The following is a 14,921-nucleotide window of genomic DNA, read 5'->3' as shown; positions in this document are numbered from 1 at the left end:
TCCCCCAGCGCTTTAGCGCAACGGGGGACTGTCCCCTTCTCTTTTTTTATGTCGACAGGTTTTGTAAGATGTTGTAAAATAAACTCTAGTTTATGGTAACAATATAAAGAACTAATTGTACTGTATATAGTACGAAAGTCCTGAAAATCCTCTGACACATCCAAATTATGTCACTTTTGAACGAGGACAAAAGTCTCATGATTCTGCATAATCAACCACTTGTTTCCGAAACAAACCGAAAATTTTTCCGTTGACCTCGGATTTTTAATAAAAATATAAAAAAAATTCCAAGAGTAATAGAAAAGGATGCACTTCCTTTAGAGATTGGTTTACAAGGGGAAATACACATGATCGTCACGTTAATTAATAAAGAAAACATTAATTCCATAACGTTACCTGAAAAAATCCAGGGGCAGTATTGGATGTATGACACCCATCCCAACACCTCCAAAAAACTGGTCGGGATCGAAGGTGCAAATGGCCAGTGGATTCTAAAGTCCAACAAAGATGCCAAGATTGTTGATTCTTCAGGCACCCCGATTCGAAATACCGTATTACAGCCATTAAGCATTTACCAACTGGCCATCGAGGGCCAAGAACACAAAACACTTGTGTTCGCAGAGCCCAACACAGAAGACCGCCAAACCTTCACTAAATTCGTGGTCGACCAGGATATGGACATTCACATCGGAAGAAACGAGAAAAACCATATCGTCCTATCGAACCAATTTGTGTCCGCCTCCCATGCCAAACTAACTATTTTTGATGGCCAATGGCGCATCGTTGACATGGATAGCACGAACGGGACCTTTGTCAATGGCGTACGAGTGAAAAGTAGCGAATTAAAGATGGGTGACATCATATACATAATGGGATTGAAAATCATCATTGGCAGTTGCTTCTTGGCCTTCAATAATCCAGATGGGATGGTATTCTTCCGTAAAAATGGACTTAAGCCATTTATTCCTCAAGTTGTAGAAACTCTCGACGAAGAAGAGGATGAATTCGAAGTACCGGCCGTCGATTATTTTTACCGATCCCCTCGCTTTAAAAGAGACGTCGAAAAGGCAGTTTTTAAAATTGATTCACCACCGCCCAATGCCATCGGGGAAGAAATGCCAATGATGCTGGTGATTGGTCCATCGATGACCATGGGGATGGCCTCCATGGCAACAGCTATTTTCGCCATCAATAACGCCATGGCAACGGGCGACATCTCACGGGCCATGCCTTCCATCATTATGTCAGGAAGCATGCTGCTCGGAACCATCCTTTGGCCTGTTTTATCAAAAAAGTACGATATGCGACGCAGGAGGAAAAAAGAGAAAATCCGCCAGCAAAAATACAAAGAGTATCTAGATAAATTTGCCGTCCTATTTACTGAGGAGTCCCAAAAGCAAGAAGAAATCTTACGGGAAAATTATGTTCCCATCACAGAGGTAGTCCAGCGGATTGAACAGGTGGACCGCAACCTATGGGAACGAGGACACGGACAAAATGATTTCTTGAAGTTAAGAGTAGGAATCGGGGACGGTCTGTTATCCGCGGACATCACCTATTCCGAGAAAAAATTCTCGATTGACGATGACAACCTGCAGGAAGAGCTGTACACCTTGTGCGAATCGCCAAAGGTTTTGAAAAACATCCCTATCACTCTATCGTTATTTGAGGAGTATATCACTGGAATCATTGGCAACCGCAAACAAACGATGGAATTCGCTAAAGGGTTAATTTTTCAACTGTCCGCACTTTATAGCTATGACGAAGTGAAGCTGGTCTTCATTTATGACCAAGAAGATGAAGCCGAGTTTGGTTTTACCAAATGGCTGCCACACGTGTGGAGCCAGGATAATAAGTTCCGTTTCATTGCTACAAATCACAAAGAGGTGAAGGAAGTTTCCGCCTACCTTGAAAAAGAAATCGACCTCCGCTCGCAAATCAATGAAAGTGAGCTAGACGATGTCACGCCGTATTACATTGTGTTTGCGATGAGTAAGAGCCTGGCTATCCGGGCCGAGATGCTGAAGCAGGTCTATGCGAAGAAAAAAAATCTACATATCAGTGTGGTTACTTTTTATGATGAACTGAAATATCTCCCGAAAGAATGCACGATGGTGGTGGAGCTGGAGGAGCACAGCGGGAAGCTATTCGATAAAGATGATCTCTCGGGCCAATCGACGTCCTTTGTTCCTGACATTTACGTCACATCAGACCCAAATGAGCTGAGTGTGAAGCTTGCGAACATTCCGCTGGATACACTCGGCCATTCCTTCCACCTTCCGCAAATGGTTACCTTCTTAGAGCTATTTGGGGTAGGAAAAGTGGAGCATCTCAATGCGTTGACCAGATGGCAGGACAATGATCCAACGAAGTCGTTGGAAGCGCCAGTCGGCGTGGACACATTAGGGGAACTATTCAAGCTTGATTTACATGAGAAATTCCACGGACCGCATGGATTGGTTGCGGGGATGACGGGTTCAGGTAAGAGTGAGTTCATCATGACCTACATCTTATCCCTGGCCGTGAACTATCATCCGAATGAAGTGGCGTTTATCTTGATTGACTATAAAGGCGGCGGCATGGCGAAATCCTTTGAAAAATTGCCCCATACGGCCGGCATAATCACCAACTTAGATGGTGCTATGATCAAACGCTCTTTGGTTTCGATTGAAAGTGAATTGAAGCGCAGGCAGGCTTTTTTTGCAGAGGCAAGTAAGCTAATCGGCGAGAGCAATATCGATATTTACAGCTATCAAAAGCTGGTTCGTGAAGGCGTCGTGACCGAACCGCTGCAGCATTTATTCATCATCTCGGATGAGTTCGCCGAGTTAAAAACACAGCAACCCGAGTTTATGGCGCAGCTGGTCAGTGCCGCCCGGATTGGACGAAGCTTGGGCGTGCATTTAATCCTCGCTACGCAAAAGCCAAGCGGTGTCGTCGACGATCAGATTTGGAGTAACAGTAAATTTAGGGTCAGCTTAAAGGTTCAGGAACGGGCGGACAGCATGGATATGCTGAAGCGGCCGGATGCGGCGGAACTGACAGATACCGGACGCTTCTATCTGCAGGTGGGCTATAACGAATTGTTCGAAATGGGTCAGTCGGCCTGGGCAGGCGCTCCTTATTATCCATCTGATAAAGTGGTAGTCGAAAAGGACCATAGTGTCGTGGTCATTGACCGAAATGGCCGACCGATCAAACAAGCGAAAATCGATAAAAAGAGAAGCTTGTTTGCCAATCCGAAAAAGCAGCTCGATGTCGTTACCGACTACCTGTACACGATTGCGGAGGAAGAACAGATTCGTATTCGCCCGCTGTGGCTGGATCCGATTCCTTCTATGATTTTATTAGATGATGTGAAGCGGAAATACAATGCTAGAAATAACCAGTCATTCGTGCTGAATCCCGTCATTGGTGAGTATGATGACCCGGTAAGACAACAGCAATGTTTACTGCATCTGCCGCTTACGGAAGAAGGGAATACGATTGTCTACGGGGTGGCCGGCAGTGGAAAAACCACCTTCATCACGACCATGGTGTATTCACTCATCCAAGAACATACGCCAGACGAAGTTAACATCTATTTACTAGATTTTGCTTCGGAAACGTTACGTGCTTTTGCCAAAGCACCGCATGTGGGCGATGTTATTCTCTCTTATGAAAGTGAGAAAGTTAGCAACCTATTTAAGCTTCTGCAAAGCGAAGTGGAAAAACGGAAGAAGCTGTTCGCTGATTATGGCGGCGATCATGCATCCTATGTGAAGGCAACTGGTCAAAAGCTGCCATCCATCGTGGTGACGATTAATAACTTTGCTGCTTTTACAGAAATATACGAGGAAAAAGAAACAGCGGTCTCCTTCCTTTCACGCGAAGGGACCAAGTATGGCATCTATTTCGTCTTAACGGCACTTGGCACCAACGCGGTCCGATTCCGGTTACTGCAAAACTTCAAGCAATTGATTACGTTGCAGTTAAATGATGAATCCGACTATTCCACAGTCGTTGGGAAAACGGATGGGTTGTTCCCATCGAAGTTCAAAGGCAGAGGCTTGGTGAAAAAAGACGCGGTGTATGAATTCCAAATCGCAACAATCACCGATGCACCCGTCCTATTTACGTTTATTCAACAGGAATGTCGAAAGCTGCAAGCCGCTTGGAAGGGCCATGCCGCGAAAAAGATTCCTATTTTACCAGAGCACGTAGATTTTGAATTCTTGGCTGACTACCTAGAGCCACGGCAGAGTCTCACGATCCCGATTGGGGTGGAAAAAAACTCACTGAATGTCCACAACTATCCATTCGGACAGTCCTATGTCACGATGATTCTATCTGCAGGTACCGAGCATCACTCCTTTACACATGATGTATCGGTGTTCATGGCAGAGAAATGTGGATTGGATGTAACGATTCTTGATGCCGAGCAAAGCTTTACTGGTAAAAATAACAAGGCAGTTACCTACTATTCTACAGTTAAAGAGTTTGAACAGGTGATGGATGAACTGTTTGAGTTGGTAGTCTACCGCAATAACACCTTTAAAGAGGCGTTAGAGCAGGGAAGGGAGATTCCAGCATTTGACCGAAAAGTCATTGTCATCAATAGCATCGCAGCCTTGAAAAATGGTCTATCTGGCCAAAGCGCTGAAAAGCTAGCTTTGATCCTTGAAAAGGGTGAAGCGAAGTATAACCTCACGATTATTTTTGCCGAGCAGGCGAAGAATCTGTCAGGAGTCTCCTATGATAAGTGGTACAAACGCCAGATGAATCAGGGGGATGGCATTTGGGTTGGCAGCGGGATTACCGAGCAATATCAGCTGAAGCCGTCGAAAACGACGCCGGAACTGCGTGAGGAAATGACCGCTGACTTTGGCTTCTCGTTACAAAAAGGAAAGAGTGTAAAGGTCAAGCTACTCAACTCTGATAAGGAGGAGGACAACAATGAATAAAGTCCTTGTTGAAATTTTTCTTCCTGCTGCCAATAGGAGCTTTGATGTATACATACCCCTCGAAAGCAAAATGAGTGAGGTATTGGTCTTAGTTTCCACGCTATTAAGCGACCTGTCAGATGGCAAGTACAAAGCGATGGGCAATCCTGTCTTGTGTGACACATCATCGGGAATTATTTTCAATATTAACATGGCTGTTGCGGAACTGGGCATTCAAAACGGTTCCAAGCTCATGCTGATATAAATTTTTAGGCTAGGTAAAAGTAGTTGTTGAGTGAAGCGAAGCAACTGGAGCGGAAATCAACAAGCCACATTTACCAATGCTAATTTTTCACAAGAAGAAAGGGGTATGAAAATGGGGAAACGAATTAAAGTCACTCCACAAGAACTTGAAACAGCTTCGAAGAAATTAACAGAGCTATCTGAAACGTACACAGGGATCTACACCCAGTTAATGCAGGCTGCAGGAACCATGGGTGAAGCGTGGGAGGGCGAAGACAACCTTGCCTTCGTTGATCAAATCAACGGCTTCAATGAAGATCTGAAAAATATGGCGGATAAACTAGCAAATGCTGGTCAGGCGCTGGAAGCACAAAGAGCCAACTATGTGGCGACGCAAGAAAATAACATGGTTCAAGTAAGAAAGTTAACAAACTAATAAACTAACAAACACGCAAAGGAGTGAAGGGAATGGCTGGACATATTAAAGTCAATACGGCTCAAGTGGCCGACATTGCATCAACAATTGAGCGTTTAAATAGACAACTAGCAGAAGAATTAAAAACTAGTCAGAATACGATCAAAAACCTTTCGAATACTTGGGATGGTGAAGCAGCCCAAGCAACGATCTCTTCCTATGAAGAGTTTGCGGCGAAGTTCTTCCAGAATTACTACGATATCCTTGATAACTATGTGAAATTCCTACGAATCAACGTCGACCAAGGATACTTCGAAACAGAAAGCGTCAACACCAACCTAGCTGACGCATTCAAATAAACCCTGGGGACAGTCCCCCGCTATGGTAACGCGTTACTAACCTGGGGGACAGTCCCCCGTCACGGTAATGCGCTACCACCCTGGGGGACAGTCCCCCACACTTAAACTTTGAAAATAATACCGTTTGGATAATATAGATATAGATAAAAAAAACATTGGAGAAGTAGCTGATGAAAAAATTTTTAGTTAGTATTTTTTTAGTACTTTTAGTGGCAGGAGTGAGTGGATGTATGAGCCAGCAACCGACGAAAGAGGAAAAGAAGACGAGTGAATCAGCGATGCTTTCTTACTTGGATAAGAAGTACGACCAGAACTTTTCGGCGATCAACTATATCCCGGCCAAGCGGGGGTTCAATGACAGCATGAACCTGAACATCTTGGTGGCGAAATCAGAAGACGGCCTACTAGTCAATGTTCGTGAAAGATTGTCCAAACCTGGTAAGTTTTTTGATGATTATCGTAATGCAGTTGCTTCTAAATCCCTTAAGGACAAAATCAATTATGGGTCCATTGAAAACCTGCATCTAGCAAAAACCTATATCACTCTTACACCCGAAGTGGATCTTGACACATTAAAAAATGGTGTATCGAGCGTAGCAAAAGACGATGTCATTATGGTGCATAGCATCGTGTCTATATCGGGTGATGCAGATGAGAAAACGCTAAAGGAATTGTACGACGTCTATCAACAGCTTCAATCCTTAGGTTACGAGGATACAGGCCTTATTGCTGCATTCTCTGGTGACCAAGCTAAAGCGGAAACGTATGTAAATAATTTCCTTCTCTATGGCACGCAACCTTGGGAGGAATACGATAAATCGGTGAAACATGTGCTTAAAGTAAACGAAAACGGATTATCCTACGAAGAATTTAAGAGTCAACTAAAGTAGGAGGATGGACAAATGCCTAATCTAAAAGATGGTTTCGAACAAGTGCGACTAAGCGAACTAAGGGATCAGCAAAATGCCGTGTTAAATAAACTAGCCTATGTCGACATCATAGAAAATTGGAAACCTGGAGAATCATTGTACAAAATGGTTTTACAGGTGGATACCGATCTTGCCGCAGAACTGAAAAATGCCGGCCTCGGAAATCTGGTCATCAAAGATTATGTGAATACGAACGACCGCTCCGGCTTTTGCGCGATTGCGTTCGAAGACCCGAAGACGGGGGAAGTCGGCATGTCCTTTAGGGGAACGGAAGGCATGGATGACCTGCTCCACAACCCAAAGGATATGGCGGATAATACATTAACCGCATCCATTGGGGTCTCGCCACAGTCATTAGAGGCGATTGCTTTTTTTGAAAAAAATGAAGAGAAGAGCGGGAAAAACTATCTGTTTGGCCACTCTAAAGGCGGCGAACTCGCGGCCGAAGTGTATGCAACGAATTATACCAATGTTCTAGGGGTTCACATCATTAACCCGCAGCCAATCAATCCCTACAAGCTCGGGCCTGATCAATTAGCGGCCTTGCAGTCGAAAAAGTTTGATGCGGTCGTCGTAAACGGAGACCTTGTATCCTGGTTAGGTCGGACCCCTTACCCCGTTCGCTATGTTGAAAACAACGGCACACAGCCAGGTTTTTTTGGTCCACATTCGATTGATTCTATGAAACTAGATAATCGGGGCTATGCCGTAATTGAGAAGGATCCCTTTTCAGGCTATGCCTGGCAAGGTCTAGCATCCACCATTGCGACCGCAGTTATGGGTGATATTCAAAGCCATCTACGAGTGTATTCCTTCGCCATTAATACGGTGGTTCGCGTCGGCAATTTCATGATCAATGACCTGCCGGGCATGGTGCACCAATTCGTCGAATACCTGAAACAGGCCATTGATCGACTCCAAGTGATTTCCCTTGCGGCAAGAATTGCCCTCATCGAGTTCGTCGGCAGTCTGGTCAAAGGTGTGTCGCTCTTGTTCAAGTTGGCCTTCAATGCCGGATACCGATATGCGACCGCGAATCCGATGATAAAAGTAGATACGTATAAACTACGAAACTATGCCGATCGATTAGAGAGCATAAACAGACGGATTAGCCAAATTGACCGCAGGATGGATTCTCTCTATTTAAAAGCTGGCTTTTCCGACTTATGGAATCTGCTGCAGGCGGACTTATTCACGGAAGAAAGTTGGAATATCAAGAAGTGTATCTATTATCTAAACGAAACGGCCGACGATTTTGAAACGGTGGAACGGAAGATTATCCAACAGTTGTAATGGGGGGCTGGGGTCATGAATCAAAGTGGACAGCAGGAGCTCTATTTAATCAAACAGGAGCTTCAAAATATTATCAACGAGTTAGAGAGTATTGCAGCGGGCATCCAAAGTGATTTTGAAGGAATCGGCAATGAAAAATGTGCCTCAAAAGTGAACCGAATTGCGGAGCAATACAGATTTGTAAAGGGGAAACTGAACAATATCGATACATCCAAAGTGACCGAAGAGTTCGCCAAAAGTCATGGTGGAGCTGCCACTTCCAAATAAGGATAGAAAGAAGGGGTAACGATGGCTGATATGATTAAAGTAGATACGGAGCGTGTGTCCGCTGCCGCGAAACAAATCGCGCAGTATAACCGGAAGATCAAAGAGGATTTTTCCGCAGTGGAAGCTGCGATGAGAGCATTGAATAACGTATGGGACGGGACGGCCTCTAGTCAGGCGATGAGTGCTTTTCATGAGTTGAAGTATGCCTATGACGAACCGCGCTATGAAGTGATGAATAACTATGTGACCTTTTTACACCAGCAGGTGGATCCGGGCTATACCCAAACAGAGAATACGAATGTCTCGTTAGCGGATCGGTTTAAATGATAGATTCATAACCTAAGGGGGGACGGAATTGAGCTACTATATAAAGGTAAACCACCGAGAATTTGAAGCGGCTGCCGATGCCATTGACTCCTATGTAACCAGCCATAATAAAAACATGGAAGCTGCAGGGCAAGAGGTAAAAGTCCTTTCTGCCACTTGGCAGGGGGAAGACAGCTCGCAATTTCAAAATCAGTGGAATCAGTTGACGGAGGCGGATTCAACCTCACGAAACATGACGAAGGCGTTAACGAATTATGCGGACTTTTTACGATATGCAGCGGGCCAATATAAGGACGCGCAATCGAAAGCGGTCAATCGAGCGAACGGCCTTTAAGAGTAGATTTTGATATTCGGGTGATTTTTTATGGGAAGAACGACAGTTGAACAAAACAAAAATGATTATATCGTGGTCAATCGTCTGGCGTATCCTGAAGCCATCAATGAACGGGAATTACGCGCCATCGCTGGAGGAGTCGTCGATTGGCTCATTCCTGTGACGACGGAGAAAACCAAGAAGGGTGTCCTCATTCAAAGTACAGTCGAGGATATGATTTCCTTGAAGTCCTATTTTAGCAGTGTGGTCAGTAAGAAGATGTTCCTGGATACGCTGATTCAATTGGCGGCAATTGTGAAGGCATGCGAAAAGAATTTGATGAATGTGAACAATTTGATGCTCGACTGGGACTATATTTTTCTAGACCCGCGTACGAAAAAGGTAAAGTGCCTGTTCTGGCCGATTGTCAACAATCAACAGACCGTCGTCCTATCAGAATTTTTCCGTGAGCTGCCGTTCCGCGTTGTTTTTTCCAAGCATGAAGACGCTAGGTATGTAGCCAGCTATATTGAATTTTTCAAGAGCCAGGTTCCTTTTTCTATTAATCAATTTGAAAAATGTATCCTTGGGCTGATGGGGAAAATCGTAGAGAACAAGACTCATATTCCGTCTGGTTCGACAGGACCGGAGCCGCAGGTTGCTAGAGTGGAGGAGAAAAAAGGGAATACCGGTGGGAATGTGGCCTATAATCCGTTCGCGAGCCATGAAGGGACACAGAAGGAGGAGATCCCACAAGTGAGTGAAACGTCTGTGTTAGGCATGGTGGATGTGGACGGCGGGACCACGGTGCTTGGTGCGGACCTGTTTGAAGAACCGAGCTATCCGTATGTGGTAAGAGAGAAAACGCAGGAAAAGATCACGATTAACCGGACTTCTTTTCGTATCGGAAAGGAACGTCAGCAATGTGACTATGTGGTTTCCGATAATAACGCGGTGAGCCGCAATCATGCAGACATCCTCACGAGGAATGGCCGCTATTATATTGTCGACAACGGCTCCACTAATAAAACCTTCGTCGACGGGCGAGTGATTCCAGTAGAAAAAGAGAGGGAGATCTTCTCAGGCACCAAATTACGACTCGCCAACGAGGACTTTGTTTTTTATATTTGAGCTTCTGTATAGATTGGCGCAGATGGCACAAAAAGCTAACAAGCAAGGAGTTTGGAGATGGAAGTATTAACTGCAGCATGCACCGATATTGGATTGAAAAAAGAAACCAATCAAGACAGCTACCTGCTAAAGATTGCAGAAACCTCTCTGGGAAAGGTCGTCTTGGCCGTCATTTGTGATGGTATGGGCGGGCTTTCCCAGGGAGAAGTCGCCAGCGCCAGTGTCATCCATGCTTTTTCCGAGTGGTTCGACAAAGAGTTGCCCGTCCAGCTTGCTAAGCAGGATTGGAACGAGATTCAGTATCGCTGGGGCCGGATCATTCAAGAGCAGAATCAGCGGATCGCCGAATACGGCCGTGAGATCAAAATTCAGCTGGGAACCACGTTGACCGCCCTGCTGCTCATTGATTCCGACCACCTATTGATTGGTCATGTCGGTGACTCCAGAGTCTATCGAATTGACCAGGATGTGGAGGTGCTGACGGATGATCAGACGGTCGTGGGCAGAGAGCTAAAACGAGGCCGACTCACCCCGGAACAAGCGAAGAGAGATCCGCGCAGAAATGTCCTCTTGCAGTGCATCGGGGCTTCTAAGCTGGTAGAGCCAGAGTTCATCCAGGGGAAGCCGGCTCGAGGCGAAGTTTATATGCTTTGTTCGGATGGGTTTCGCCATATGATTACTGAGGGTGAAATCTATCGTGCTTTATCGCCACATGTTCTCGTGGACGAAAGGGTCATGGCACAAAAGGCAAGCGAATTGGTAGAGCTCAATAAGCAGCGGAATGAAACAGATAATATCACTGTTTTGCTTATGAAAATTCAGTAAGGATGGGGAAAAACTTTGGCAGCTATTGGGTCTGTTATAGACGGTAAATATGAAATACTCAAGCTGATTGGACAAGGTGGTATGTCAAAGGTATACCTCGCCATGGACAAACGGCTCAATAAACAGTGGGCAGTAAAAGAGATTGAAAAAAGAGCACGAGATAAAAATAACGAAGTCATCATCCAAAGTGCGATTGACGAAGCCAATATGATTAAGAGGCTGGATCATCCGGCGTTGCCCCGAATTGTCGACATCATCGATAATGGCCGGGTGATTTTTGTCATAATGGACTATATTGAAGGGGAGCCCTTGAGCAAGATTTTAGATGAATATGGGGCCCAGCCTCAGGAGCTCGTCATCGATTGGGCGAAGCAGCTTTGCGAGGTGCTCGATTATTTACATACCTATGATCCGCCGATTGTTTATCGCGATATGAAGCCAGCCAATGTCATGCTGAAGCCGGATGGACATTTGAAGCTCATTGATTTCGGAATCGCGCGGGAGTATAAGGAACAAAATTTATCGGATACAGTCAGCTTGGGAACGAAAGGGTACGCAGCACCGGAACAGTTCGGCGGCAAGGGTCAAACCGATGCGAGAACGGATGTCTATTGTTTGGGTGTCACCCTCTATCATTTGGTTACGGGGCAGAATCCTTGTGAGCCGCCTTACGAATTATATCCAATCCGGGAATGGAATCCGCAGTTATCGGGCGGTTTGGAAAAAATTATTCAAAAATGTACCCAGCTCAATCCGGATGACCGGTATCAGTCCTGTGCCGAGTTGTTATATGCGCTCAATCACTATGAGCAGGTAGATGACTTGTACCGGGCGAAGCAAAAACGGAAGCTGCGCAATTTTGGCCTAGTTGTCGGGGCAGCGGTGTTGTGTTTGGGTTTGGGCGTATTGGGTCAAGTGATGCAAACGAAGACCAATAATGCGGACTACGATAATAACATCCAAATGGCAGAAAAATCGGCCACCGATGATCTGAAGGTGGACTATTATCTGAAGGCGATTGAGATTAAGCCAACGGAGAAGCCAGCCTATGTCGGGTTGCTCGACGCTTTTAAAGGGGATGCCGCTTTTACGGTAGAGGAAGAAAAGCAGCTGAAGAAAAAGGTGAACGCGCATCTCACTGAGATTCGTAGTAATCCTAAGTACGGTGATTTGGCGTTTGATATCGGTAAAACCTATTGGTACTACTACAATTATGGAAAAACTGAGACGAATGACAATCAAGTGACGAGAATGAAAAGTTCGATTCAATGGTTTGAGGATGCGGTTCGGTATGGCTCAAAGGATCGCGACTATTACGAGATGGCCACCATTTACCGTGATATCGGCCGGTTCAATCGTGATATCACGCTTAACATTGAAGAGGCGTCGGATAAAGGGAAGTACAAGCCCTATTGGGATGATATGAAGAACCTGATTAAAATGGTGGATCAGAATCCCGAGGAGAGCGAAATTGTGAAGCTCGAGCTTTACAAATTAACGATGTATTCCATTGAAACGTATGCACGGAAGTTTAAGTTAGATGGTGTGAAGGAAAGTGAAATCCGTTCGGTAGCGGAAGCTGTAAAGCAGAGTACAAATCGGGTGGCGGTTACTACTGAAAAAACGGGAACAATCAAGAATGAGGTGATTAGTCGTTTTGAGCTAACAGACAAAGCGATTAATCATGCTTATCGGAAGGAATAAGGGGGGATTCGAATGGATGCAACTACATGGCAAATCATTTCCATTGTCGGATATTCCCTGGCAGGCACGTTACTGATTACGGCCATTGTTTTATTTTTTAAGATGAAGGTTCCGGCGATTATTGGCGATTTAACGGGTCGGACGGCAGCCAGGCAGATCCAAGAAATCCGTGAGCATCGAGGGAATAAGCGCCACCAGCCGAATGTCTTTGATGTGGACCCGGGGATAATAAGGGAGCCTGTGGTTTCTGCGGGGGTGGAGCCGGTTAATCGCACCGTGCTTGAGGAAAAGGGAGAGACGGAGGATCACTCCCGACCAACTGTACTGGGCAGCTTGCCAACCGAGGTTTTAGATCAGGACCAGCAAGAGCGCTACTTGTATCCGGAGGCTTTTTCAAAAGAGGGTTCTGAGGGTACAGAAGTGCTGGTTGAAGATATGGATGTTTGGAAAGGGCAGTTTAGTGAGAAAGAGGAGCGGGATGCATTTACGGATGTGCTGAACGATGAGGGTGGTCAGTTTGTTGAAAAAGGGGAGCGGTATTCGTTAACGGATGTGCTGAGCGATGGTCGTGAAGGGCAGCCACTAGAAAAAGAAGAAAGGTATTCGTTAACGGATGTGCTGAACGATGGTCGTGAAGAGAGGCGGCTTGAAAAAGAAGAGCGGTACTCGTTAACGGATGTGTTGTCTGAAGATCAGAAGGAAAAGCCTGTTTCAAAAGAGGAGCGATATGCGCTAACTGACGTGCTGAACGCTCATCGAGAGGGTCAGCCGCTTGAAAAAGAGATTCTTTATGCGTTAACGGACGTCTTGAACGATGAGAAAAAGCCGATTTCCTCTGAGGGACTGAATGCGGCAACGGGAAGGCGATCATCCTCTGATCGAGTGGTCCCATTATCTCTGACTGAAATCCTGGACAGCTACAAAGAAGTTGAGCCTCCTACCGCTGATGCTGGAAAAGAGTTGCTTTTATCCTTAACCGAAGTGCTTTCTAATGATAAAGAAGTGACGATGGAAGCCAAATCAAAAGAACGCGAGGTTCTTTTATCATTGACGGAAATTCTGTCCACTAACAAAGAAAAACCGTCCGCATCCGTTGAGGTGCCGAAAGAGGTACTTTTATCGCTGACGGAAATTTTGTCAAAAAATACAGGGATTGTCTCGTCTCCCACTGAAAAGGGCTCTAAAGAAACACTGTCTGTCTCGACGGATGAGAGGGAGGTTCTGAGACCTCGAAACGAAGTGCTATCCGATAAAAAGGAGGATTTAAGGCCCCGAACGGATGTGTTAACAAATGATACCGAGGTTCTGGATTATGGGACTGAGCTATTAAAGGAAGATCAAGGAACCACTGTATTATATCCGACTGCTGAACTAGAAAATGAGAGCGAGAAGGATGTTCCAGAGGTTGCATTTAAGGTAGTGAAGGACATTAAGATTACTCATACAAACAAGAAGATTTGAGTGGGCACTAGAATTCTGACAATGTGGTTCTTGGTAGCATCAAGACAGTCAGAAGAAGCTTGAACTTCTGACAAAGATGAGCGAGAAACGAACAAGATAGTCAGAAGAAGCCTGAACTTCGGACAAAGATGAGCCCAAAACTATCAAGATAGTCAGAAGTCGTCTTAACTTCGGACAAAGATGAGCGAGAAACGAACAAGATAGTCAGAAGAAGCTTGAACTTCTGACAAAGATGAGCGAGAAACCATCAAGATAGTCAGAAGAAGCTTGAACTTCTGACAAAGATGAGCCCAAAACTATCAAGATAGTCAGAAGTCGTCTTAACTTCTGACAAAGATGAGCAAGAAACGAACAAGATAGTCAGAAGAAGCTTGAACTTCTGACAAAGATGAGCGAGAAACCATCAAGATAGTCAGAAGAAGCTTGAACTTCTGACAAAGATGAGCCCAAAACTATTAAGATAGTCAGAAGTCGTCTTAACTTCTGACAAAGATGAGCCAGAAAGTGATCAAGATAGTCAGAAGTCGTCTTAACTTCTGACAAAGATGAGCGAGAAACGAACAAGATAGTCAGAAGAAGCTTGAACTTCTGACAAAGATGAGCGAGAAACCATCAAGATAGTCAGAAGAAGCTTGAACTTCTGACAAAGATGAGCCCAAAACTATCAAGATAGTCAGAAGTCGTCTTAACTTCTGACAAAGATGAGCCAGAAGTGATCAAGATAGTCAGAAG

13 protein-coding genes are annotated in these 14,921 nt (G+C 45.1%); all 13 read left to right on the top strand.

Features of this window, described 5'->3' with window-relative positions:
* Positions 1-347 precede the first annotated feature (347 nt).
* On the top strand, positions 348-4,943 hold the full coding sequence (gene essC, locus ABES03_RS24280; protein ID WP_430121549.1) for a type VII secretion protein EssC: 4,596 nt from the start codon (positions 348-350) through the stop codon (positions 4,941-4,943).
* Complete coding sequence (locus tag ABES03_RS24275; protein ID WP_430121547.1) at positions 4,936-5,187, top strand: methyltransferase; 252 nt, start codon at positions 4,936-4,938, stop codon at positions 5,185-5,187. Before essC ends, ABES03_RS24275 begins: the two co-directional genes overlap by 8 nt.
* A gap of 30 nt (positions 5,188-5,217) precedes the next feature.
* On the top strand, positions 5,218-5,601 hold the full coding sequence (locus ABES03_RS24270) for a WXG100 family type VII secretion target (protein ID WP_430121545.1): 384 nt from the start codon (positions 5,218-5,220) through the stop codon (positions 5,599-5,601).
* 32 nt (positions 5,602-5,633) lie between these two features.
* Positions 5,634-5,939: a WXG100 family type VII secretion target gene (locus ABES03_RS24265; RefSeq protein WP_309858555.1), complete on the top strand. Its 306-nt coding sequence runs from the start codon at positions 5,634-5,636 to the stop codon at positions 5,937-5,939.
* 170 nt (positions 5,940-6,109) lie between these two features.
* On the top strand, positions 6,110-6,829 hold the full coding sequence (locus tag ABES03_RS24260; protein ID WP_430121543.1) for a hypothetical protein: 720 nt from the start codon (positions 6,110-6,112) through the stop codon (positions 6,827-6,829).
* A 12-nt stretch (positions 6,830-6,841) separates the two neighbouring features.
* Positions 6,842-8,161, top strand: coding sequence for a hypothetical protein (locus ABES03_RS24255; protein WP_430121541.1), 1,320 nt, complete (start codon positions 6,842-6,844; stop codon positions 8,159-8,161).
* A gap of 15 nt (positions 8,162-8,176) precedes the next feature.
* Complete coding sequence (locus tag ABES03_RS24250) at positions 8,177-8,428, top strand: hypothetical protein (protein ID WP_430121538.1); 252 nt, start codon at positions 8,177-8,179, stop codon at positions 8,426-8,428.
* Between the two features lie 21 nt (positions 8,429-8,449).
* Positions 8,450-8,755 carry a WXG100 family type VII secretion target gene (locus ABES03_RS24245; protein WP_430121536.1) on the top strand — a complete coding sequence of 102 codons (306 nt, stop codon included), beginning with the start codon at positions 8,450-8,452 and terminating at the stop codon, positions 8,753-8,755.
* Positions 8,756-8,783: 28 nt separating this feature from the next.
* On the top strand, positions 8,784-9,089 hold the full coding sequence (locus ABES03_RS24240; RefSeq protein ID WP_430121534.1) for a WXG100 family type VII secretion target: 306 nt from the start codon (positions 8,784-8,786) through the stop codon (positions 9,087-9,089).
* 30 nt (positions 9,090-9,119) lie between these two features.
* Complete coding sequence (locus tag ABES03_RS24235) at positions 9,120-10,199, top strand: FHA domain-containing protein (protein ID WP_430121532.1); 1,080 nt, start codon at positions 9,120-9,122, stop codon at positions 10,197-10,199.
* Between the two features lie 57 nt (positions 10,200-10,256).
* The gene (locus ABES03_RS24230) at positions 10,257-11,024 is read left to right on the top strand and encodes a PP2C family protein-serine/threonine phosphatase (RefSeq protein WP_430121530.1); all 768 of its coding nucleotides are present in this window, start codon (positions 10,257-10,259) and stop codon (positions 11,022-11,024) included.
* 15 nt (positions 11,025-11,039) lie between these two features.
* Complete coding sequence (locus tag ABES03_RS24225; protein WP_430121528.1) at positions 11,040-12,728, top strand: serine/threonine protein kinase; 1,689 nt, start codon at positions 11,040-11,042, stop codon at positions 12,726-12,728.
* Between the two features lie 12 nt (positions 12,729-12,740).
* Positions 12,741-14,189 carry a hypothetical protein gene (locus ABES03_RS24220; RefSeq protein WP_430121526.1) on the top strand — a complete coding sequence of 483 codons (1,449 nt, stop codon included), beginning with the start codon at positions 12,741-12,743 and terminating at the stop codon, positions 14,187-14,189.
* The last annotated feature ends 732 nt before the right edge of the window (positions 14,190-14,921 follow it).

The sequence above is a fragment of the Neobacillus rhizosphaerae genome (genome assembly GCF_050477885.1).
Taxonomy (GTDB): domain Bacteria; phylum Bacillota; class Bacilli; order Bacillales; family Cytobacillaceae; genus Neobacillus; species Neobacillus rhizosphaerae_A.
Note: the sequence above shows the minus strand (reverse complement) of the source record. Positions and strands in the feature narration are given on the sequence as shown.

Excerpts from the sequence above, each read along its gene's own strand:
- ABES03_RS24260 (WP_430121543.1), top strand. The coding sequence starts at position 6,110 with ATGAAAAAATTTTTAGTTAGTATTTTTTTAGTACTTTTAGTGGCAGGA.
- ABES03_RS24245 (WP_430121536.1), top strand. The coding sequence starts at position 8,450 with ATGGCTGATATGATTAAAGTAGATACGGAGCGTGTGTCCGCTGCCGCG.
- ABES03_RS24235 (WP_430121532.1), top strand. The coding sequence starts at position 9,120 with ATGGGAAGAACGACAGTTGAACAAAACAAAAATGATTATATCGTGGTC.
- ABES03_RS24220 (WP_430121526.1), top strand. The coding sequence starts at position 12,741 with ATGGATGCAACTACATGGCAAATCATTTCCATTGTCGGATATTCCCTG.
- ABES03_RS24250 (WP_430121538.1), top strand. The coding sequence starts at position 8,177 with ATGAATCAAAGTGGACAGCAGGAGCTCTATTTAATCAAACAGGAGCTT.
- ABES03_RS24275 (WP_430121547.1), top strand. The coding sequence starts at position 4,936 with ATGAATAAAGTCCTTGTTGAAATTTTTCTTCCTGCTGCCAATAGGAGC.
- ABES03_RS24255 (WP_430121541.1), top strand. The coding sequence starts at position 6,842 with ATGCCTAATCTAAAAGATGGTTTCGAACAAGTGCGACTAAGCGAACTA.
- ABES03_RS24230 (WP_430121530.1), top strand. The coding sequence starts at position 10,257 with ATGGAAGTATTAACTGCAGCATGCACCGATATTGGATTGAAAAAAGAA.
- essC (WP_430121549.1), top strand. The coding sequence starts at position 348 with ATGATCGTCACGTTAATTAATAAAGAAAACATTAATTCCATAACGTTA.
- ABES03_RS24265 (WP_309858555.1), top strand. The coding sequence starts at position 5,634 with ATGGCTGGACATATTAAAGTCAATACGGCTCAAGTGGCCGACATTGCA.